This is a genomic window from Streptomyces sp. JH34 (genome assembly GCF_029428875.1).
Taxonomy (GTDB): Bacteria; Actinomycetota; Actinomycetes; order Streptomycetales; family Streptomycetaceae; genus Streptomyces.
Window position 1 is genome coordinate 2,084,143 of record NZ_JAJSOO010000001.1, and the last position, 21,109, is coordinate 2,105,251.

15 protein-coding genes are annotated in these 21,109 nt (G+C 72.9%); 2 read left to right on the plus strand and 13 right to left on the minus strand.

What is annotated here, in order from left to right:
- Positions 1-49: 49 nt before the first annotated feature.
- From LWJ43_RS09010 to LWJ43_RS09055, 10 genes are all read right to left on the minus strand, one after another.
- Complete coding sequence (locus LWJ43_RS09010; RefSeq protein ID WP_277331766.1) at positions 50-2,008, minus strand: putative baseplate assembly protein; 1,959 nt, start codon at positions 2,006-2,008, stop codon at positions 50-52.
- Positions 2,008-2,451 (minus strand): GPW/gp25 family protein, encoded by a 444-nt coding sequence (locus LWJ43_RS09015; RefSeq protein WP_277331767.1) that lies wholly within the window; start codon positions 2,449-2,451, stop codon positions 2,008-2,010. Before LWJ43_RS09015 ends, LWJ43_RS09010 begins: the two co-directional genes overlap by 1 nt.
- Positions 2,451-4,322, minus strand: coding sequence for a VgrG-related protein (locus tag LWJ43_RS09020; protein ID WP_277331768.1), 1,872 nt, complete (start codon positions 4,320-4,322; stop codon positions 2,451-2,453). Before LWJ43_RS09020 ends, LWJ43_RS09015 begins: the two co-directional genes overlap by 1 nt.
- Positions 4,322-5,044, minus strand: coding sequence for a CIS tube protein (locus LWJ43_RS09025; protein ID WP_277331769.1), 723 nt, complete (start codon positions 5,042-5,044; stop codon positions 4,322-4,324). The genes LWJ43_RS09020 and LWJ43_RS09025 overlap by 1 nt, the downstream gene beginning before the upstream one ends.
- Before the next feature lie 3 nt (positions 5,045-5,047).
- Positions 5,048-5,485, minus strand: a complete 438-nt coding sequence (locus LWJ43_RS09030) for a phage tail protein (protein WP_014153878.1) — start codon at positions 5,483-5,485, stop codon at positions 5,048-5,050.
- A 98-nt stretch (positions 5,486-5,583) separates the two neighbouring features.
- Positions 5,584-5,814 carry a hypothetical protein gene (locus LWJ43_RS09035; protein ID WP_277331770.1) on the minus strand — a complete coding sequence of 77 codons (231 nt, stop codon included), beginning with the start codon at positions 5,812-5,814 and terminating at the stop codon, positions 5,584-5,586.
- Positions 5,815-9,299: 3,485 nt separating this feature from the next.
- Complete coding sequence (locus LWJ43_RS09040; RefSeq protein WP_198959632.1) at positions 9,300-9,458, minus strand: DUF6760 family protein; 159 nt, start codon at positions 9,456-9,458, stop codon at positions 9,300-9,302.
- A complete protein-coding gene (locus LWJ43_RS09045) occupies positions 9,455-9,937 on the minus strand; it encodes a hypothetical protein (RefSeq protein WP_277331771.1) in 483 nt (160 codons plus the stop codon). The genes LWJ43_RS09040 and LWJ43_RS09045 overlap by 4 nt, the downstream gene beginning before the upstream one ends.
- Entirely contained in the window at positions 9,937-10,380 is a 444-nt protein-coding gene (locus LWJ43_RS09050) for a phage tail protein (RefSeq protein ID WP_014153883.1), read from the minus strand. Before LWJ43_RS09050 ends, LWJ43_RS09045 begins: the two co-directional genes overlap by 1 nt.
- A 75-nt stretch (positions 10,381-10,455) precedes the next feature.
- Complete coding sequence (locus LWJ43_RS09055) at positions 10,456-12,081, minus strand: phage tail sheath family protein (protein ID WP_277331772.1); 1,626 nt, start codon at positions 12,079-12,081, stop codon at positions 10,456-10,458.
- Between the two features lie 344 nt (positions 12,082-12,425).
- On the opposite strand from LWJ43_RS09055, the gene LWJ43_RS09060 reads away from it, so the two are divergent.
- On the plus strand, positions 12,426-13,964 hold the full coding sequence (locus tag LWJ43_RS09060) for a COG1470 family protein (RefSeq protein WP_277331773.1): 1,539 nt from the start codon (positions 12,426-12,428) through the stop codon (positions 13,962-13,964).
- A gap of 74 nt (positions 13,965-14,038) precedes the next feature.
- On the opposite strand, the gene LWJ43_RS09065 is transcribed toward LWJ43_RS09060, so the two are convergent.
- The 3 genes from LWJ43_RS09065 to LWJ43_RS09075 form a co-directional block, all read right to left on the minus strand.
- Positions 14,039-16,213: an ATP-binding protein gene (locus tag LWJ43_RS09065; RefSeq protein WP_277331774.1), complete on the minus strand. Its 2,175-nt coding sequence runs from the start codon at positions 16,211-16,213 to the stop codon at positions 14,039-14,041.
- Positions 16,210-16,899: a Pvc16 family protein gene (locus tag LWJ43_RS09070; protein WP_277335843.1), complete on the minus strand. Its 690-nt coding sequence runs from the start codon at positions 16,897-16,899 to the stop codon at positions 16,210-16,212. Before LWJ43_RS09070 ends, LWJ43_RS09065 begins: the two co-directional genes overlap by 4 nt.
- A gap of 294 nt (positions 16,900-17,193) precedes the next feature.
- Positions 17,194-17,832 carry a helix-turn-helix transcriptional regulator gene (locus LWJ43_RS09075; protein WP_277331775.1) on the minus strand — a complete coding sequence of 213 codons (639 nt, stop codon included), beginning with the start codon at positions 17,830-17,832 and terminating at the stop codon, positions 17,194-17,196.
- A 129-nt stretch (positions 17,833-17,961) separates the two neighbouring features.
- Here LWJ43_RS09075 and LWJ43_RS09080 point away from each other — a divergent pair, with 129 nt between their 5' ends.
- Positions 17,962-20,937, plus strand: coding sequence for a LuxR C-terminal-related transcriptional regulator (locus LWJ43_RS09080; protein WP_277331776.1), 2,976 nt, complete (start codon positions 17,962-17,964; stop codon positions 20,935-20,937).
- Positions 20,938-21,109: the final 172 nt, after the last annotated feature.

A 21,109-nucleotide genomic window follows, 5' to 3' on the forward strand; every position in this document is an offset into this window, starting at 1 on the left:
GCCGAGGAGCCGAGTCCGTCGACGGAGCCGCGCGTGCTCCCGCTCGGGGTCACGAGGCGTCCCCGATCACCCGGACGCGATGGTCGAACGAGAAGACGAGCGCGGGGGCTTCGAGGTCGATCCGCTCCGTGGGGTCGCCGCGCTTGCCGCTGAGCGGGTCGGCGGGGTGCAGCAGCACCTCGTCCACCAGCTCGACGCCGGGCACCCTCTGCAGCACCGCGAACACCTCGCCGGCCTGGACGGGGCGGCCGAAGGGCCATCCCGTGCCGTGAGCGCCGCCGGTCAGCGGGTCGAGATGGCGGTACAGGGCGTCGTGCGCCTGCCGCCTGACCCGGTCGGTGTCGGTGCCGCGGAAGGCGTGCACCGTCGCGACGACCGTCACCCCCTGGTAGAACGGCGGCCCGACCGCGAGCCGGGTGCCGATCAGGCGCCGCTCGTCCAGGTAGCGGGTGATGCGTCCCAGCAGGTCGTCCCCGGGGACGAGTTGCTCGAAGCGCAGCCGGCCGCCGGGGTCGGACACGGCCTGCGGCACGACGAGCACCCGGACGGCGTGCGCGCCGTGCTCGTCCGGCTCGGCCGCGAGGCAGGTGATGCGCGCGGTCTCGGGTGCCGCGCGCCGCGCGAGTTCCTCGTAGTCCCGCAGGGTCACGGCCCGGTCCTGGGCGCTCAGCGCGATGGGCGCCCTGCGCTTCGCCTCCTCGACCGTCTCGCCGTCGACCCCGCCGCGCGCGGCCTCCCGGTTGACGACGTCGGAGACGTACGGGACGGAGTCGCGCAGCACCTGGATGGCGCCCCTGGCGACGTTGCCGGCCTTTCCGCCGCCCGTGCGGTAGCGGCGGGCCCGGATGGGCGCGCCCTTGGGCGGTACGGCACCGTACTGGCGCAGGGTGCCGTCGGCCTCGCGGACGGACGGGCCGAAGGCGATCTCGCCGGTGGTCGCGTCCAGGGTGATGTGCCGGTCGGTGGGGCCCGAGGCGGCGAAGTGGCCGACGGTCTCCCAGTCGACCCAGCCGTCGCGCTCGGCGATCTGGAGGAGCAGCGGCTGCGCGTCGCCGACGACGGGGCTGTTGGCCAGCCGCAGCCGGTGTCCCGGCAGTCCGGTGGACTCCCCCAGCGCCTCGTCCCGCACGGTCTCGGCGTGTACGACGCCGGTGGTGCCGCCGATGCTGAACGCCTCGGCGGAGCGGATGGTGGGCGAGGTGGTGAAGAAGGGCTGGCCCTGTTCCGGCTCGGTGACGCGGCAGCGCAGCCAGCCGGCCTCGCGCCGCCCGGTGCGGGAGAGGGCGTGGCCGCCGGGGACGTGCAGCACGACCTCGCCGGGGCGGTTGAGTCCGCCGGTGGTGTCCCGGTCGACGTCGCAGGCGACCCAGCCGTCGGCGGTCCACGCCTCCCAGACGAGCGGCGGCTGTCTGGGGTCGACACCGACACCGTCCACCTGACTGTCGAGCTCCAGGACGACCACGCACTCCGGGACGGCGGCGCTGAGCCCGAACAGCATGCGGTCACCGGGGCGCGGGGCCTCGGTGAAGCAGTGGACGTCCTTGGACTCGGCGAGGTCCGAGGTGCGGTCGATCGCCTCCTGGTCGACACGCTGGACCACGAGGTACGACAACTCGCACGGGATCACGGTGAGTTCGCGCTCGGTGGCGAAGACCACCGCGTCCTCGGTCTGGGTCCGCACCGTGGCGACCTCGGTGCCGGTCGCCAGCACGACGGGCTGCTGCTGCGGCGCCGACAGCCAGAACGTGACGTCGGCGCGCGCCGCGGACGGCGGGAAGAGCGTGATCCCGATGAGGTCCAGGAACGCGAGGTGGTTCTTCTCGGGCACCCGGTTGAGCCGGTACACGATCTGGTCGGCCATGTGGGCGACCGTCTCGACGAGGGTCACGCCGGGGTCGGAGACGTTGTGGTCGGTCCACTCGGGGGCGCGCTGCTGGATGTAGCGCTTGGCGTCGTCGACGAACTGCTGGAAGCGCCGGTCGTCGAGGTTGGGGGAGGGCAGGGCCATCAGCGGTCGCTTCCAAAGTGCTCGTCGGGGTTGCCGGACCCCTCGGGCCCGTCGTGGGAGGGGATCACGTAGAACGGGAAGACCAGACTGCGCGGGTTGTTGGTGCCCGTGATCGAGTAGCGGACGTCGATGAAGAGGACGCCCTCGCCCGCACCGGCCGTCACCGAGACGTCGTCCACCTCGATGCGCGGTTCCCAGCGGTCCAGGCACGTGTGTACCTCGTGCTGGATCCGGCCCGCGGTGGCCTCGTTGACGGGTGCGAAGACCATGTCGTGGATGGCGCAGCCGAATTCGGGGCGCATCGGCCGTTCACCGGGTGCCGTGGAGAGGACGAGCCGGATGGCCTCCTCGACCTCGCGTTCCCCGCTGACCAGCGCGATGCCGCCGGTGGGGCTGATGCGCAGCGGGAAGGCCCATCCGGAGCCGACGAACTGTTCCGCCATCAGACTCCTCCTACCGTCAGCACCGGCTTCAGCTTGGACAGGACCAGGGGAGCGTTCAGGCCGATCTCCACGCCCGAGTTGATCTTCAGGGCAAGTCCTGCGGTCAGCGACATGGCGGCACCGGCCGAGATGCTCAGCGCGCTCGCGTTCACGGACGTGGCACCGGCCTGCACCGACAACGCGCCGGCGTTGATGTTCATCGGCCCGCCGCTGCGGATCGTCATGGAGCCCACCGCGTTGAGCGAGAGGTTGCCGCCCGCGTTGACGGCCACGGCTCCGGTCCCTCTGATGGAGACCTTTCCCTTGCTGTCCACGACGATCTCGGTCTTCGTCCGGTCCAGATTGATGGTGAGCCGGTTGTCGCCGGTGGAGAGCCGCACCCCGCGCTTGAGACCGACGCTCTGGTCGAGCAGGTCGAGACGGTTGTTGCTGCGGTCCGACAGGGTGCGCCGGGTGACCTTGCCGCGCGTCGAGTCGTACACCGGCACGTCGACGGGGTCCGGCTTGTCGACGCCGTTGTAGAGGCCGCCGATGACGTACGGGTGGTCCAGGGCGCCGCGGTCGAACGCCACCAGCACCTCGTCGTCGACGTCCGGGGAGATCATGCTGCCGCCCTTGGCCCCGCCGAACTGGACCGTCCGGGTCCAGTCGCTGACGTACATGTCGTCCAGCCACGGGAACTTCAGCTTGACCCTGCCCTGCCTCAGCGGGTCCTTGATGTCGGTGACCAGGGCGTTGGCGACGCTCGGCAGCCCTGCCGGACCCGTCCCGCCGCCTCCGGAGGTGAGCCCGTACAGCGAACGCCACTGACGCCCGCTGACGTTCAGGAACGTCTCGTAGTGCTCCTGGTCGCCGAAGGAGTGGCGGGCGGCGGTGACCGTGTACTTGCCCTGGAACGGCTTGCCGACGTCCTTCAGGGTGACGGCCACGCCGGGGCGCAGTTCGGTGTTGCCGCGCGCCGTGATCTCCACCTCGGCGAACGAGGACGTCACGTCGTCCGCGACGGAGTCGGCGGCGTGCTTGACCTCGTCCAGCTTGTCGTAGGGCGTGTCGGTCACGACGAGTTCGGCCTTGCCGAACGTCTTGGAGACCTCGGACGGCGTCGTACCGATGGCGAAGCCCGTGTTGTCCAGAGCGGGCGCCTTGGAGACCAGGGGCTGCTTGGTGGTGACGTTCCAGCCGCGCGCCTCGACGGCTGTCACCTGGTCGGCCGAGGTGACCGCCGCGCGGCAGCGCAGGATCTCCTCGCCGCCCTTCAGGAGGAGGGCGCTCTGCGCGCTCGGCATGCTCTCCGGAGGGGCCTGCGCCGCGTTCTGGCGCTTGACGAACTGGAACCTGCCCTTCGAGCTGATGGACATCACCATCTCGTTCTCGTCCGCGAGGCGCTGGACGAAGTCCCAGTCGGTGACGTTGGCCTGGCTGATGAACTCGTACTGTCCCTTGGTCCGTTGGGTCTTCCCCAGGGGGATGCCGCTCTTGCGCGCCAACTCGACGGCGATCTCGGTGGCGGTCTTGTTCTTGTACGCCGCGACCCTGCGCTGCCGGAGCATGCGGTGGCCCTTGTCGTAGCCACGGATGACGGTGAAGGTACCGGTGCGGTCGTAGTCGGTCTCCAGCGCGGTGACCTCTCCGGTGATCAGCGGCGTGCCCTTGCCGTCGGAGAGCGGCGCGATGACCACGGGCACGCCGATCTCGACGTTCAGCTTGGCGAGGATGTCCTTCTTGTCGTCACGGAAGGTGAGGTGGAACGCCCCGGGCACTCCCGCGCCGAAGTCGACCCGGCCCGCCACCAGTTTCGTGTTCTCCGGTGACTTGAGCTTCATGCCGGCGATCTGCACCGTGAGGATGTTGGAGAAACCGATGTCGGACATCAGACTCCGACCTCTTCGGCGGCGGGAAGCATCAGTTCGGATCCGGGCGTCAGTGCCTTCGGGTCGTCGATGTCGTTGGCCTCGGCGATCGTGCGCCACACGGTGGCGTCTCCGTACTCGCGCCACGCGAGGAGCGGGAGCGAGTCGCCGGCCACGACCCGGTGCACCCGGCGGGTGGTGAGCGCGCCGGAGGTGGGGTTCTGGCCGAGGGTGCTGCTCGGGATCTCGTGGAGATTCACCTGGCAGACGGCCCGGATCGGCATCCCGTTGGTGTTGAAGAGGGTGTACTGGGCCTCCACCGAGCTGACGTACGCGTTGAAGCGTGCCGTGGAGAAGGCACCCCACTCGAAGACCACCCACGGGGTCGACGGCTGGTTCGCCGCGATGCTGGCGGTGGTCGTCTCGCAGCAGGAGAAGAGCGCTTCGACCTTCTTGCGCACATCGTTGCTGTCGGGGTCGTCGGAGCGGTCGAGGAAGATCTCCACCGTCATCTCCCGGGGCTCGGGCCCCATGAACTCCGGGACCGCGCCGTCGCGTACAGCGGCGGTCGGCGTGGTCTTCCAGTTGGCCCTGCGGGTCAGCGACAGCTGTGACGGGTTGAAGTCGAAGTTGAACGTCTTCATGAGCGCGCCGGGGCTGGTGCTGCTGCCGATCGGCGGCTGGTGGATGGCGAGCGTCGCCCGCACCAGGCTGTCGCCGATACCGAAACTGGAGAGGTTCATCGGCTACGCCTCCCCCGCGTCGGTGAATCCGTGATGGGCGATCTCCAGGACCTCGGTGGCCACGGCGGGGCTCGCCGGATCGAAGGAAGGACCACGCCAGCTCACGGGGAGTACGTCGATCAGCCCCCACTGCGCGACCATCGAGCCGTCCGCGCGCAGCGCGGCGATCTGCCCGGTGGGCCGGGTCACCCCCGTGGTGACGGAGGAGATCCACTCCGCGACCTTCGCGGTCTCCTCGGTGAGGGGCCGGGTCAGCGTGATGTTGGAGAAGGTGACACGGGAGGGCAGCTGCCAGACGAACCCGTTGTTGCCGCCCTCCTGCCGCTGCTCGATCTCGACCTGGGACGAGAGCCCTTCGCAACCGTTGAAGTTGCCCAGGCTCTCACCGTCGATGGTGAGGTTGAAGAAGATGGTGGAGCCTGCGTCGAGTTCCTGGGGCATCGGGTTGGGGCCTTCCTGCGGTTCCACGTGAGGTCGGGGCGGGGTCCCGGCGGGGTGCCGCCGGGGTGGGACATAACGGGGTTTTCTCGCGGGGCCTGTCAGTGGCGCGGGTCGCGCAGCTTGCCGATCCGCTCACGGTCGAGCCGCAGCTCGGTGCGCAGCAGCCGGGTCATCGGCCCGATCAGCCGGTGGACCAGCTCCGCCACCTGGTCCTCCTTCAGCTCACGTGGATGCAACTGGCTCGTCACGGAGGGCGCGGGCCTGTCCGTGCCCTCCCCGCCTCCGCTCCGCTGCACCGGGACGGAGGTGGCACGAGGCGGTGCGGTCACACGCCTGGGGGCGGGTGCCGGCGCCCGGGCCGGGGCCGGGGCCGCGACCGGTGGCGGAGCGGGTGCCTCGGCCGCGCGTGCGGGGGCCCGCTGCACGGGGAGCGCGGCGGCCGGAGCGTGCCGGGCGGGCGCCAGGGACACCACGGGGCTCCGGACGGGCCGGGCCACAGGGGCGGGCAACGGGAGACCCGGGGTCCCGGGCGTGTGGGCGGCCCGGGGACCGCCCGGGACGTCCACCTGGGGCGTACGGGCGATCCCGGCGGGGACGGGCGGCACCGGCACGGGAACGGCCGGGACGCGAGACGCCGACGGAGGCACGCCCACGGCGCGAGGCGTCGGCGCGGAGCGCTGGACGACCGGGGCGCCAGGCGTCGGCGCGGGCACCGGTACGGAGCGCTGTACGAGCGGGACGGCGGGGGCGGCACCGTCGGGACGGCGTCCTTCGTGGCCGGACCGTGCGGGCGCGGACGCCGTGGTGGGGACGGCCGCGGGACGGACGGGGGCGGCTGTCCGGGGCAGTGGACGGGCGGCGGGAGGCGGCGACGACGACTCTGCGGAACGCTGTACGGCAGGCCGCCGGGCGCCGGCGGTACCGGTGGTCCCCTGGGGCGTACCTGCCGGCGCACCGGTCCGGACACGCCGCAGACGCACGGCGGTCGGCGCACTCCTCGTCGGCGACGTGGGGGCCGGCGACCGCGTGGGGGCCGGCGACTGCGAGGGCCGTGGAACGGCGGCGCTGCGGACGCCCGGGAGCGCGGGTGCCCCGGGCGCGGCGGCGCGCCGCACGGCGGCAGGAGTGGCACCGGCCACGGGGGCACCGCCGGCTCGCCGCGAGACGGCAGCAGAGACACTGCCCGCCGCCTCGGCACGCGCTGCGGGCCCCGTCGGCACCGGCGCCGGCGTGAACCCCGCCGCCGTGACCGGCCGTGAGGAACCCACCAGCGGGGCGACCGGCAGGGACCGCGACACCGGAGGCACGCCGGTCGACGTCAGGGGTGCGGCAGGCCCGAGGGACACGGCGGGCGAGCGCACCACGGACGGCAGTGCGCCCGACGGGGCCACGGGGGTGGAGGAGGCCGGGGCGGAGCCCAGGGCCGAGGTGGGCGTCGGGGAGGGCGCGGCCTGGGGCGACCTCTGCACGGGCGGCGCGCCGCCCGGACGGCGCGATCCGGACGCGTCGCTCGCGACGGCCCGAACCGGCCCCCGCTCCACGGGACCGGAACCGGGTACGGGATCGGGAGCGCCGTGCACGGGTACTGATCGTGTGCGGCTCGCCGGTGGGACGGCCGAAGCCGTCTCCGGCCGACGTACCGGCACGCCGGGCCGGATTGCCCGCTGCACGGTCGGCTCGGCGGCCGGGCGGGCGGCTCCGGAGCCGCCTGCCACCACGGGCCGCGTCACCGGCGGTGCGCCTCTGTCGCTCCGGCCCCCGCCGGAGCCGACCAGCGGCCGAGCAGGTGCGGCGGGCACCGTGGGAGCGTCGGCACGCGGGCCGGACGAGGGCGTGGGGCGGGACGAGGGGGCACCGAGCCGGCGCACCGGCGGTCGGCCCGTCGGCCCTCCCCCACCGGCCGGACCGCTCGGCGTCGGCACGGCGACGTCGTCGGCCGCCCCCGGAGCGGCGAGCCGCTGCACCGTCGTAGGATCGCCGGTCCTCCCCGTGGCCGAACCACCAGCGATTTCGGACGCACGCGTCGCAACGACGGGCTGTACGGCGGCGGTGCGGGAACCGGGAGAGCCGAAAGCACTGGAGGACTCGGGAGGGCCGGCGGGCTGCGAGGACTTGGAGGATCCGGTCCCGGTCACCGGGCCGACCGCGGGACTCGCAGGCCGGCGCCCGCCCGGTGGCAGGCCCGGTGACTCGGCGTCAGTCGCGGCACGCCGCTGCACGGGCAGTGCGGGGGCGGCGGGGACCACGGGTGCCGGTGCGGGTCGCGGAGCCGAGGCGCTCGGCGGCCCACCGGCCACCGGCGGACGCTGTACGCGGGGTGCGTGGCCGGGAGCCGGGTCCCCAGGCTGCTGACGCACCGTCGGCGCAGTCGCCGGACGGACCGCCTCACCGCCGACAGGCAGACTCGACGGAGCGCCCAGCCTCGGCCGGACAGCCGGACGGGACTCGGGCGCACGGGACAGGGGCGCACGGGATACGGGCGTACCCGTTTCCGGTGCACCGGATCCAGGCGTGTCCGCTCCCGAAGTGCCGGCCGGGCGTGCGGCAGGCGTCGGCCCGGCCGCAGGTGTCCTGCGCGCAGGCGGCGTTCCACCGTTCCCGCCACCGCCGGGCGCCGGCGCCCGCCCCGACGTCACTCCGCCCCCGGAGAGGCCCGGGGGCGGAACCGCGCGCGAATCCGGCCCCTGCGGGGACGGCCGCACGACAGGGCCGGCGGTGCCACGGCCCCGCTGCTCCGGTGAGGTCCGCGAGGCCTGGGAGGCCGGCGGAACGACCGGTCCGGCCAGCGGAGGCCCGAGCGGCGAGCGGCGGGGCGGCACGGTGCCCGCCGGTCCGGGCACCCTGGCGGGAGCGCTCGCCTCACGTCGTTGCACCGGTCGCTGTACCGGAAGTGAGGACGTGCGAGCGGGAGGGGTCCTGTCCGGCGGGGACGCCGTCGCGGGCCCGCCTGCCGGGCCCGGTCGCCGGGGAGCCGAAGGCTCGACGCGCGCGGAGCCGCCGCTGGGCCCGCCCCGTTCCCCCTCCGCTCGCTGGACGCGAACAGCGGCAGCAGGAGGCGGAGCCGCGGAGGAACGGACGGGGGGAGAAAGGGGAGAGCGCGGGACGGGAGCCGGGGACGAGGGGGCGGAAGCCGAAGGTGAGGTCGCAGGCACAGACGAAGGCGCGGACGAAGGCGCGGACGCCTGGGCAGGCCTCGCCTTTCCCGGCGTCGTCCTCACCGGCGCCGCCACGGGAAGCACCCTGCGCCGGCCCGTGTTCGGGGCGGAGGCCCGTGTCAGTGGCGAGGGCGCGGGACCCCGCCGGGGCTGTACGGGCGCGACCCGCGGCCCCAGGGCGCGCTGGACCGACGGCCCCTGCCAGTGGCCCCGGCCCCCCGGGCCGCCGCTCTCAGCGTCTCCGGCGCCAGCGTCGACGACAGCCGTGGCCGGGGAGAGCCCGGTCTCGCCGGGGCGGGCCGCCCCGGATCCCAGGGTGAACGACTGTGTGTCCTTGATGAGGCCGGTCGGAGCATCGGCCAGGACGGCGTGCGAGAGCGTCCCGGAGAAGGACGGGTTCTGCCAGGCGGCCAGCGAGCCGGCGAACTCCGCGGACGCGACCGTCTGCCTCGCCGGCGCCAGCGTGGCGAGCCGGATCGGCGGCAGACCGGCCCAGTCCCGGCCCCTGCCGGGAACACCGGAAGCCGTGCCCGCGCCGTCGCCGGCGGACGGCTCGGGGGCAGGGCCCGGTACGGTACCGTCCCCGCCCGCACCGCGCTCCGGGCCCTGGCTCTGATTACCGCCTCGGCCCCGGCCCTTGAGCCGGTCGAAGATACCCATCACCGCTCCGTTGCAGCACGCGTCACCAACGTGGCGATCTGATCGGCGAATCGCCGCCGCTCACGGTGTTCCAGGTCCAGAATGTCGTCGAGGTTCCAGTGGAAGTGGTAGGCGATGTACGCGATCTCCTCATGGATACGGTCGGTCGCGTACGTCACGATTCCCCCAGGCGGCTCCCGCCGAGCTCGACCTCGAAGGGCTGCTCGCAGTGCGGGCAGGACACGCCGGCCCTGGTGTGGCCCTCGGCGTTGACCTGACGGTAGAAGTCCTGGAGGAAGGCGAGGTCGGAGGCGAACATGTTCTCCACCACCCCGTCGTGCATGTGTGCCACGGTGCCCAGCTGGGTGATGACCCGGCCGAGCAGCACCACCGAGAGGTACGCGGGGTTCTCCTGCACCCGCATGTCCCGCAGCGGGATCAGTTCGTCCCGGGCGGTCGCCAGTCGCATGACGCCCTCGCGGTGCACGGTTCCCATGTCGTCCACGTACCCGCGCGGCAGCTCGAACGCGAACTCGGTCCGCAACTGCTGCCGTACGGGCGGTGCTTCCGCCGGGGCGACGGCCGGGGCCGCCACGTCCGCGTGAGCGGACGTGGCGGCAGCGGCGTCGGTGGCGGGCCTGGCAGGTCCGCGGCGCATTACTCGGTGACCAGCTCTTCGTAGACGATCGTGACGGTCTCGGTCATCACCGAGGCCTCGCCGGCCGTCGCCGCCGCGCCCATCACCTTGGTGCACCAGGCGTTGCGCAGGTGCTGACGCCGGACCGGGTTGTACTGGTAGTCCATGTAGATGATGCTCGCGTTCTTACGGGCCGAGCCCATGTCGCCGCGCAGCGAGGCGTTGATCCACTCGTTGAACGCGGTGGACTGCTCCATGCCGCGCGTGACGGTGGTCTCGCCGGCCTTCTTCACACCGGGCATCTTCTTGGTGATCGGCTGGCCGTTCGCCGAGACCTGCTGGTACTCGATGACGTCCTGTTCCATCCCCACCTCGCCCACGGCGTGGAGGTACTCGACCATGACTCCGTCGATCTGGAGGCCGAAGTTGTGGGTAGTGAGGGCGTCACCCTGGGAGAGACTCATGAAAAGCCGTTCCTTCTACTGAGGCTGGACCTGTGGCTGTGCGTGAAGTCGAGCGGGAGCCGGAGGCTGCGACGTCTACTCCTCCAACTCGCCGCTGCCGCCGGAGAACTGGGCCAGCCGGAAGATCACGAACTCGGCGGGCTTGACCGGCGAGACACCGATCTGGCAGATGACCCGTCCCAGGTCCACCGACTCCGGCGGGTTGGTCTCGGCGTCGCACTTCACGTAGTAGGCGTCCTCCGGCGTGGCGCCGAACAGTGCGCCGCTGCGCCACTCCGTCACCAGGAACGCGGAGATGTTCCGCCTGATCCGGGCCCAGAGCGCCTGGTCGTTGGGCTCGAACACCACCCACTGCGTGCCGTTGAGGATCGACTCCTCCAGGTAGTTGAAGTACCTGCGGACGTTGAGGTAGCGCCAGGCCGGGTCGGAGGAGAGGGTGCGCGCACCCCAGACGCGGATGCCGCGGCCGGGGAACGTGCGGATGCAGTTGACGCCGATCGGGTTGAGCAGGTCCTGCTCGCCCCGGGTGATCTGCATCTCCAGGTCCACGGCGCCGCGTACGACCTCGTTGGCGGGGGCCTTGTGCACGCCGCGCTCGGAGTCGTTGCGGGCCCAGATGCCGGCGACGTGGCCGCTCGGCGGGATCAGCCGGGTCTGGCCGCCGGCCGGGTCGAAGACCTTGATCCACGGGTAGTAGAGCGCGGCGTACTTGGAGTCGTAGTTGGAGGTCTCCTGGCGCCACACGCGGATCTGCCGGGCGTTGAGGCCGGGCGGCGGGTCGATGATCGCCAGCCGGTCACCCATCAGTTCGCAGTGGGCGATCAGACCGAGCTGTACGGCCTTCACGGCCTCCAGGTCGATCGCGCCGCGCTGGTAGGCGGCCATCAGGTCGGGGACGGCGACCATCGAGATCTCGTCCACCGCCTCGAGGCCGCCGAAGCCGGTACGGTCCGAGGAGTCGCCCAGGTACTCGGCGATGCCGACCGACTCGCCCTCCGCCGCGTCCGGGACCGCGGGGGCCTGAGCGGCGGCCGCGGGCACGTCGAGCGTGACCGTCTGGTTGTCGGGGCGGGCGAGCTGCGAGGCCGCGGCCCCTTCCAGCACGGAGATCAGCTTGGAGCGTTCCTTGACCTGCGTGACCACGTAGTTGCGGGCGCTCTTCTTCGCCGAGACGTCGAAGGTCTCGACGGCCTTCGCGCCGTCCTTGACGACCAGCCGGAAGCGCTCGGCCGGGCCCTCGCCCTCCGCGTCCGTGACCTCGACGCTGAGGGTGCCGCTCTCGCCGGGCGCGACGGCCGACACCTTGAACGTGCCCAGAGCCGCGGGCTCCCCGGCCGTCAGTGCGGCGGGCGCCGTACCGCCGGCGACAGCCGCCCGGCCGCGCTGTCCGCCGACCGCGTCGGCGCCTTCACCCGTCGTGCCGGCCACTCCGCCGGGCGCCCCGCCCACACGGACCACATAGGCGGCGGACCCGCCGTTGTTGAAGAACCCGTACACCGAGTGGGCCAGGAAGTACCCGTCGGTGAACTCGCCGAAGGAGGCGACGTACTGGGTCCAGTTGGTGACCAGCGTCGGCTCGTTCAGAGGACCGTCGGGCGCCAGACCGACGAACGCGGCCACCGAGGTGCCGACCCCCTCGATCGGACGAGAGCCGCTCGCCACCTCTTCCACGTACACGCCCGGCGACAGGTAAGACGGCATGCTCTGCTCTCCTCGGGGTACCGATACAGGACCAGACTCAACCCTCGCGGCCCGGGTACACGCGGGTAAACGTCCTCCGGTGCCTTGTCGGGGGCACCGGACGTGCCCCCAGGGGCAACGCGGGCAGACCCCGTGGCCCTCCCGCGCCACCAGGGCTCCTGACGGGGTCCGTCGGAAGGCCGCCGGTCCCCGCGCCGCGGAATACGGGCGCGGGCACGGTCCGGCGCCCCCCGGACGGGGTCGCACGCTAAGGGTTCCGAGGGCAGCGCGCGCCGCCTTTCGGGCAGTGGCACTACCCCACAGCCTCTGACGTCGCCTCCCCGGCGGGCAGTAGCGTCCGTCCGGTGACCACCTGGACCTCCCTGGAGCCCGCCTCGACCACGGTCGACCCGGGCAGCAGCACCACCGTGCGACTCCGTCTGCGCAACACCGGCGACGTCGTCGACGAGTACCGTTTCGAGGCGGTCGGCGACGTCGCACCGTACGTCTCGGTGGAACCGCCGTCCATCAGGCTCTTTCCAGGCACCACCGGGATCGTGGAGCTGACGTTCGCCCCGCCCAGAACCCCCGACGCGACCGCGGGGCCGCACCCGTACGGTGTGCGCGTCCTGCCCACCGAGCACCCCGAGACCACCACGGTCGCCGAGGGGAACGTCACCTTCACCACGTTCATGGAGGTGCGCGCCGAGCTGGTCCCGCAGACCGTCAAGGGGCGCTTCAGGGGCCGGCCCAAGCTGGCCGTCGACAACCTGGGCAACACCGTCCTCACGGCGTCGATCGGCGGCGGCGACAAGACCAGCGACGACCTCTCGTACGAGATCGTCCCGGCCAACGTCCAGATCCAGCCCGGCCGCGCCGCCTTCGTCGACACGACCCTCAAGCCCCGGCAGATCACCTGGGTGGGGCAGAAGCAGGAACGGCCCTACGAACTGTCGGTGCGCCGCTCGGGGTTCGAGCCCCTGGCGGTGAACGGGACGTACGTGCAGCGCAGCCTGCTGCCGCTCTGGATGATGACCACGCTGAGCCTGCTGCTCGCTCTCACCATCACGGGCCTCGTGCTCTGGTTCACCTACAAGGCGCCGGTCCGCACCCTCGCGCAGCCGAAGATGGAGCAGGCGGCGGCCGCCGCCCTGCCCGAGGAACCGCCGGAGCAGCCGGCCCCGAAGCCCACGCAGGAGCCCGAGCCCTCCGAGGAGCCGGAGGCGTCGGGCGGCGGCGGTGGGGAGGAGAAGCCCGAGAAGGAGAAGGAGGAGGAGAAGGTCGAGCGGGGCCCGCTGCCCATCACCTCGGAGGACAAGCCGAACCTCTTCGTGCAGTTCGCGCAGGTGCGGCTGGTCCAGGGGGCAGGTGGCTGCAAGCTGACCGCCACGCACACGGTGGGCAAGCTGGACGAGGCGACCGAGAAGGCGCTGAAGTGCTTCCAGCAGTCCAACGACACGAAGTACGGCGCCTTCAGTCAGCTGGCGGAGAACGACGGACTCGGCAATCTGGGCCGCTCCACGATGACGGCGCTCCTGGCATCGCACTTCGCCGCCGCGAAGACGGTGCCGCTGGACGCGAACGTGGCCAGCCCGGAGGTTCCGTGGGTGCGTAACGTCCTGCTCTGGGGCACGCAGGCCGAGATCGACGACGGCGACCTGGCGATCACGGTCGCGTGCACGAAGGCCAACATCGACTACCTGCGCAAGCACGTCCAGCTCAAGGAGAAGCCGTCACAGGGCCTCTTCGACAGGATCAAGGAGTACCAGGGCCTGTTCGTGGCCGAGAAGACCGGCGTCCTCGACGAGACGACGCTCAACAAGACGAAGCTCGGCTGGATCAACGGCCAGGACAAGCCCGGCACGGTCGTGGCCAAGGACTGGCTCCCGGCCCCGATGGAGTAGAGGGGCCCCCTCCGGCACGCACGCGGCCCGTGACCCACCAGGACGGTGGGTCACGGGCCGCGGGCGTGACCGGCCTACCAGGACGCGTCGTCCAGCACCAGCCGCCCCGCCTTGCGGTATTCGCGCTGGGCGCCCGCCAGCAGGTCCTTCGTCGACACGCCGTCACCGCGGCCCGCCGCCGCGTACGCGGCCGTGACGACCGCGCTGCGGATCGAGCCGCCCGCCAGCTCGAAGTCAGCCGCGCAGGAGGCCGGATCGATGTCGTCGGCGCACGGGACATGGGCGAGGCTGTGCCGCCACAGCGCCAGTCGCTGATCCTCGTCGGGGAAGGGGAAGTCGACCACCAGGTCCAGCCGGCGTGTGAACGCGTCGTCGATGTTCGAGCGCAGGTTGGTGGTCAGCAGGGCGATGCCGTCGAACGACTCCAGACGCTGCAGGAGATAGGCGCTCTCCATGTTCGCGTGGCGGTCGTTGGAGCTGCTGACCTCGGAGCGCTTGCCGAAGACCGCGTCCGCCTCGTCGAAGAGCAGCACCGCGTCCGTGCGGTCGGCCTCGGTGAAGATCCGCTCCAGGTTCTTCTCCGTCTCACCGACGTACTTGTCCACGACGGACGGCAGCTGCACGACGTAGAGATCGAGGCCGAGTTCACCCGCGACCACCTCGGCGGAGAGCGTCTTGCCCGTGCCGGAGTCGCCCGCGAACAGCCCCACCACGCCCCGTCCGCGCCCGCCGCCCGCGCTCAGCCGCCAGTCCCCCAGGACCTGGTCGCGGTGCTGGGCGCGCAGGACCAGTTCCCGCAGCTGCGCCAGCGGTCCCTCGGGCAGGACGAGGTCGTTCCAGCCGACGTCGGGCCGGATGCGGCGGGCGTGCCGCTCGAGGCCCGACGCGGACTGCTGCCGGGCCGCGAGCCGCAGGTGCGCGGCGGACAGCCGCGTCCCGTGGAACGCGGCGAGGTCCAGCGCCGCACGCGACGCACGGTCGATGCCGCCGGGTCCCAGCCGGTAGGCGGCGACCACCGGAGCCAGGTCGAACTCCGGCTCCTCGGGGCCGAGCGCGGCCCGCCAGGCGTCGAGATCGCCGGCACGCTGCCGGGGCGCGTCCAGCACGACCGGGTCGTGTCCCCCGTCGCACCACTGCGGGTCGTACGGGCGCGGGTCCGCGAACAGCACCGGGACATCGTTCACCGCGAGCGCCCGGATCAGCGCCCCGGGCCTCTCGGGCAGCGAGCTCACCACGACGGCGCGGCCCGTCAGCCGTGCCTCGCGGAGCAGTTCCCGGTAGGGGATGTGCTCGGCCGGCGCGCGTTCCACCGGCGTGTGCTCCTCGGTACGGTGCTCCGACGGGCCCTTCCCCGGGACGAGATGCAGGGCCGGGATACCGGCCGCGCCGAGGGCGACGGTGGCGAAGGCCAGCCCGTCGCCGTCACGGTGCTCCCGCAGATAGACCGCGAGCGGGCGTTCCGAGAGCCGCTCGGCCAGCCTCCGCGCCAACGGGTCGATGCCGTGCGCCGCGCCGCTGCCCTCCGCGCCCTCCGCGCCGTCCGCGCGCTCGAGGGGCAGGTACGGGAGCAGGCGTACGGTCCCGTCCAGCGCCGGGTCCGGTGTGTCGTCACCGAGCAGATGGGCCACGACCCGGTCGGGGACGCGCAGGGAGCGGCTGAGGAAGGGACGTTCGGGTTCGTCCACCTCGACCAGCCCGCGTGCGATCAGCCGCGCGGCCGGATGGAACCTGGACCGCCCCGCCGCGGAGTGCGTGGGCACCCCGCACAGGTCGAGCGCGAGCGCCACGGTCGCCCTGCGGCGTGTGACGTCGTCGTTGAGATAGGCGTACAGCGACTCGAACGTGCGGTCCAGGTCGGGCGCCAGCGCGATCAGGAGGATGTGTGTGTCGAGCGGGCTGAGGCGCAGCCAGTGGGCGAGCCAGTGAAGGCGGTCCTCCTCGGACGGCTCGGACGGCTCGGACAGCTCGGACGGCTCGGACCTCGCAGTCCCGTCGGGACCCTCCGCGGTGTCCCGGTCCGCGGCCGTGTCCGGTTCCCCGGGCCCGTCCGGCCCGTCCGGGCCCGGGGGATGTTCCGCATGTTCCGTGCCCCCGGACAGCAGATGACGCACCGCTTCATCCGTCAGATACATCCCGCGCATCGGATCGGTGGCCGTCGGGTCGGTGGCGCTGCGGTGCTCGACGAGCAAGGCCACCCGCTCGCGCAGTCCGGCGAGCCGCTCGAGCAGAAGGGAGGAGGAGTCGCTCACGTGCGCTGCTCCTGAGGCGTTCCCGTCGTGCCGTGCTTCTTCGTGAAGGCTTGCTTGGCCTCTTCGACGCTCTGCGCGCTGTGGTGACGCGCGGGACCGTCGTCGGGCCGGCCGTCCGCACCGCGTACCTGGACGCCGAGCCCCTCCGTGACGGGCGGGCCGACCTTGTATTCGGGGTATCCCAGGAAGGGCGCGGTGATCACCACGTCGAGCGAGGGCTTGAGTTCGCCGCCGAGCGCGGACCAGATGTCCGCGAGCGACCGGGCCTCGGTGTGCAGCCCCGCGACGGTCAGCGGGACGGAGAGGCCGAGCCCGGCGAGTGTGCCGGTCAGGTCCTCCGGGGGGAGGATCTCCTTGGGCAGCAGGGTGTGCAGCACGGCGGAGAGCATCCGGTGTTCGTCCTGCGGGCGCTTGGTCCAGGCCGTGACGAGGTACGAGAGCCGGAACCAGCGTGGCGGCTGGTGCTGTCTGAGCGTGATCCCCTGCTCGTCGCGGACCGACACCTTGCCGCGCTGGCGGCGCTTGGTGTCCTCGCGGATGTCGTAGAGGTACGCGTCGATGGTCGGGGCGTTGCGCCGGGCCGCCCAGTCGCGCGTGGGTGCGTCGAAGGTGACCTCGACGTCGGACCCGGCGAAGGCGCCGCGGACGAGCAGCCCTCTCAGGATGTCATCCACCTCGTGGATCACGGTGGCTCTGCCCTTCACGGTCGCTGCCCGTCCCGGGAACGCTCGTCGCCGAACGAACCGTCACGGAACGACCTGTCATGTATCGACCTGTCGCGGATCGGCCTGTCACTGCGCTCGGCCGAACCGTCCGTGGTCCGGCCGGTCAGGGGCACCCCGGCATGGAGCGCCCCACCCCATCGTCACCGCCCGGCCGCCCGCCCCGCGAGGCACCAGGGGGACGATCAAGGGGCAACCCCGCTGCCCCCGTGTCGCCGTTCTCCTGTCCTCGGGGCCCTTGCACCGGCGGACGGTCCGTCAGATGTAGCCTTCCCGCAAGGCATAGGCCACGGCATGGGCACGGTTGCGGAGCTGCAGCCGAGTCGTCAGACCGTGCATCACGTTCTTGACCGTGCGTTCGGAGTACGACAGTTTGCTGGCAATCTCCCCGGTATCCATTCCGTCGGCCACCAGCCGGAGGACATCGACCTCGCGTGGTGCCAGTCCGGACGCCGTGACGCCCGGCGTACCGGTCGTGCCGCGCTGCAGCGTGCCGACCTGGGCGATCAGACGTCCCAGCAGGTCGGACGGCAGATCCCCGTCGCCCCGGGAGGCCGCGAGGACCGCTCGGAGGAGGCGGTGGCCCGTGGCCTCACGCCGCCAGACGATCGCGCCGACGCCGTACTCGATCACCTGGAGCAGTTCCGCCTCGCGGATCAGGCTCGTGACGAGGACGGCCTTGGTGCCGTCCGCACGGGTCAGCCGCCTCAGCCGCGACAGCGTGGGTTCGTCCAGAGCCTCGGCGAGCAGGACCGCGACCGTGCCCGGGCGGCCCGCGCCCTCCTCGAGCAGCTCCACCTCGGAGTGCCGGCGGAGCTGGCTGACCGCTCCGTCCATGGACAGCGGGTCCGAAGCGTGGACCTCCACGGGAATCCTGACCGGGGGCCGAAGAGCCATGCCTGTACGTCCTCGCGTCTTACCTCGACAGAGCCAACCGTTCGTGCTCCGTCCATCCTTCCTCCGCGGGCAGGACGAGACCAACGTGGCTCACCACGAGATCGACCACGAGATCGGCGGCACGTCCTCATGACAGGCTTATCGAGTCAGCCACGCCCCTGTCCTCAGATCCCGGCCCCGTCGTCCGGCCCCGGCCCCGCCTCCGGAGGACTGCTCGAACGGGATGCCGCGCTGGGCCTGCTGGCGGCGGAGGCCGGCCGGGCCGTCGCCGGGTCGGGGCGGCTGGTCCTGTTCCGCGCCCCCACCGGCACGGGCCGCAGCGCACTGCTGGAGGCCGCCGCCGAACTGGGCGCGGGCCTCGGTATGCGGGTGCTGCGTGCCCATGCCTACGCCGAGAGCTCCCGCGTCCCTCTCGCCGTCGTGCGGCAACTCCTCGACCCGCCACACGATTTCGGCGGGCTCGACGACGACACCCCGGAGACCCCGCACCACCTCGGATACGCGTCCCGCCTGTGGCAGCTGCTGTGCGGGCACGCGGCCCGGTCACCCCTGCTCGTCGCCGTCGACGACGCGCACCTGGCCGACCGGGCCTCCCTGCGCTGGCTGACCGAGGGAGCCCGGCGGCTGACGGGGATGCCGGTCCTGATGGTGATGACCGAGCGCGGGCAGTACGACATCGCACCGCAGGCACCCGGCCTCGCGTACTCCCTGTCACCCGGCATGGTGCGGGTGCACGCGCTGGCCCCGCTGAGCCGTCCCGCCGCCGAGGAGCTCGTACGCGGTGCGCTGGGACCGGACACCGCCGACACCTGGGTGGACGGCTGCGTCCGGGCGGGCGCCGGGAACCCGCTGCTGCTGCGGGCACTGCTCGACGACCTGCGGGCGGTCTTCCCGCACGGCGGCCGGGCGGGCGCGGCGGACGGGGCCTGCCCCGAACCGCAACTGCCCGAGGACTGCGCCGAGCTGTACCCGGGTGCGTTCGCGGCGGCGGTCTCGTGGTGGCTGAGGAGCGCGGGCACCGGAAGCACCACGGTGGCCCGCGCGCTCGCCGAGCTGGAGGACTCGGCACGGTACGACGAGGGGGACCACGGGCTGCCCGGAGACGGCGGGGTGTCCGGCACCCACCCGGGCCCCGCCGGGCACGACGGTCCCGGCCCGGGCCGTGGACCCGGCGACGAGTTCACCGACTTCCTGGCCGAGCTCACCCGTGCCGACCCCGACCGCGTCGGCGGCTGGGTGACCGCGATGATCCGTCTCGGGCTGCTGCGCCGTACGCCGGGCACCGGTGTCCCGCGCTTCGCGCACCCCCTGCTGCGCGGAGCGGTCCTCGACGGCTGGCCGCGCTCGCACCGGCAGGCGCTGCACCTCCGCGCGGCCGAACTGCGCCAGCGCCGTGGCCACGGGACCGAGGCGGTGGCCGGACATCTGCTGCGTACCGACCCCGGCGGTACGCAGCACGTCGCCAAGGCCCTGCTCGACGCGGCAGCCGACGCGTCCAGGGCCGGCAGGACCGGCGCCGCCGCGCACTACCTGCGCCGCGCGCTGGACGAACCGCTGCCGCGTGAGCGCCGGGCGGCCGTACTCACGGAGCTGGGCGAACTGGAGTTCGCCACCCTGAGGACGGGCGGGATACCTCGGCTCGCCGAGGCGCTGCGCCTCCAGGAGGAGCCCGGGGACCGGGTGCTGGCGGCGGTCGCCCTGGGCAACGCCCTGGCCCACCGGGGCAAGCCGCACGCCGCACTCGACGTCATGCGCGATCTGGGCCCGCTGGACGGGCACCCCGTCCTCGCCCGGACGGTCCAGACCGCGTCGGCGTTCTTCTCGGACCACGACCCGGAGATCCGGCGCGCCGTCCACACCCGGCTGCGCGAGCGCGCCGAGCGCTCCCCGGAGTGGATCAGCCCGGCCCTGCGCGCCCTGCTGATCCGGTACGAGTCGACGGCCGGTCTGCTGTCCGCGGAGTCGGCGATGCGGCAGATCAGGCGGCTGCTGACAGCCGCCGAGGACCCGCTCCTGGTGCCCTACCTGCTGGGTACGGCAGCCGCCGTGGCGCAGTGGGCCGACGCGCCGGACGACGCCGAACGCATCATCAGGACCGGGCTGTCCGCGCACTCGGTGTCGCCGCTGCACCCCGTCCACCGGTCGCTGATCGACGCGCGGGTGGACACAGCTGCCGCGCGGGGCCGTTACCGCTGGGTGCTGGAGGAGACAGCCGGAACGTCCCGGGCGCCTGACGGCTCGCCGAGCACCGTCGCGAGCAACTTCCTGGCCCAGCGCGTGATCGCACTCGTCGAGTGCGGCCGCCCCGCCGAGGCCGAACGGCTCGTCGCCGGTGTCGACGTCGGCGAGACGCAGGGCGGCTGGGAACAGAACCGTTTCCTCTACGCGCGTGGTGTGCTGCGGGCGTCCGTGGGCGATCCCGCGGGAGCGCTGGCCGACTTCCGGGAGTGCGGCAGGCGCCAGTCCGATCGCGACGTGGAGAGCCCCGTCGTCACACCGTGGCGCTCGGCCGCCGCCGAATGCCACCTCTCCCTGGGGGAGACGCCGGAGGCCCTCGCGCTCGCCGGGGAGGAGAGCCGGTACGCCGACGTGTGGGACACGCCCCGGGTCCGGGGCCGCGCGCTGCGCGTCCTCGGCGCGGCCACCGGCGGCCGGCGCGGTCTCGAACTCACCGCGGAGGCCGTCGACGTCCTGCGCGGTACGTCGATCGACGTCGAGCTGATCCCCGCGCTCATCACCCACGGGCTCCAGCTCACGGCCGCCGGACAGCCTCGCAGCGCCCGTCCGCTGCTCAGGGAGGCCGCGACGGCGGCCGAACGGCTCGGCGCGGTCCGGCTGTCGGGCCGCGCCGAGCTGGCCCTGCGCTCCAGTGGAGCCCGCCGCAGGAACGCCTCCCTCACGGGCCGCGGCTCACTGACCGCCAGCGAACGCCGCATCGCCGCACTGGCCGCCGACGGGCGGACGAACGCCGAGATCTCCGAACTGCTCCACCTGGCACGGCGTACCGTGGAGACGCACCTGACCAGCACCTACAAGAAGCTCGGCATACGACGCAGGGCGGAGCTTCCCGCCGTGCTGAACGGCGATACGCAGGAGCCCACCTGACCGCCCCGGCGGCGCGGGGGCCCGCCCGTCCGGAACCGTCCCGGCTCCGGACGTTGCCCTCATGGCCCTCCCCCGGGCCCGCCCGCACCCGGGACCCTGCCCTCGCGGACCTCCCGCCGCCCGCGTGGGGAGGGTGACCATGCTTGATCAGGCGTTGAGTGGCGAGGAGTAC